The organism is Ensifer sp. 1H6, from assembly GCF_001976035.1.
In the GTDB taxonomy this organism is placed as follows: domain Bacteria; phylum Pseudomonadota; class Alphaproteobacteria; order Rhizobiales; family Rhizobiaceae; genus Ensifer; species Ensifer canadensis.
The window spans coordinates 1-1,147 of record NZ_MOAI01000085.1 but is presented as its reverse complement, the minus strand read 5'-3'; the positions used below and the strand labels follow the sequence as shown (position 1 = coordinate 1,147).

Genomic DNA, 1,147 nt, shown 5'->3' with positions numbered 1-1,147 from the left:
TTCTGTGCATGCGTTGTCGCATTCTCGCCCGCAGCACCGTCGGCGATCTCCGTCACCGAACCGCTCTGCACAGCAGAGGTGATCACCGGTGCGTCATTCGTGCCGGTGATCACGATCGTCACTGTTTGTGTCGCGACGCCGCCATGGCCGTCATTGACGAGCACGGTGTACTTCTGCGTCAGCGTCTGGCCGGCCTGTAGCGAGTCCAGCACGCCGTCGGCAACCTTGAAGTTCCAGCCGACCGTATCAGTCGCCTGGTTCACCGCGTCCAGCGAGAAGGTGCCGAGATAACCGCCGCCTTGCGGCCAGAAGCTGGTGCTGTGGGTGTCCAGTGTATCGACGTCGGCAAACGTCACTGCACCCCCCTGCACATGGACGACCGCATTTTCGCCGGCCGCGCCGTCAGCACGCTCCGTCACGGTAGCGCTCTGTGTACCCGACGTGATCACCGGTGCGTCGTTCGTCCCGAGGATTACGATCGTAACCGTCTGCGTCGCCGTGCCGCCATGGCCGTCATCGATGGTCACGTCATAGGTCTGCATCAGGATCTGGCCTGCCTGCAGCGAGTCGAGCACGCCGTCGGCAACCTGGAAGTTCCAGCCGACCTTGTCGGTCGCCTGATTCAGCGCGCTGAGCGAGAAGGTACCGAGATAGCCACTGCCCCCCGCTGCGAAGCTGGCGCTGTGGGTGTCGAGCGTATCGACGTCAGCAAAGGTCACCGCGCCGTTCTGCGCATGCGTTACCGCATTTTCGCCCACGGTACCGTCAAGCCGTTCCACCACGCCGCCAAGCTGCCAACCGGACGTGATCACCGGGGCGTCGTTGGTGCCGGTGATGACGATCGTCACCGTCTGCACTGCCGTGCCGCCATGGCCGTCATTGACGGTCACGTCGTACTTCTGCGTCAACGTCTGGCCCGCCTGCAGCGAGTCGAGCACGCCGTCGGCGACCTTGAAGCTCCAGCCAACCTTGTCAGTCCCCTGATTCACCGGGCCGAGCGAGAATGTGCCGAGATAACCGCCACCCTGCGCCGCGAAGCTGGCGTTGTGTGTGTCGAGCGTATCCACATCGGCAAAAGTGACCGCGCCGCCCTGCACATGCACAACCGCATTCTCACCGGCCGCGTTATCAGCTCGTTCCGTCACCG

Annotated in this window: 1 protein-coding gene; it reads right to left on the bottom strand. The window is 63.6% G+C overall.

Annotated features, from left to right (window positions below; all coding sequences use genetic code 11):
* On the bottom strand, positions 1 to 1,147 hold a 1,147-nt coding region (locus BKP54_RS34765), incomplete at both ends, for a VCBS domain-containing protein (RefSeq protein ID WP_198956918.1).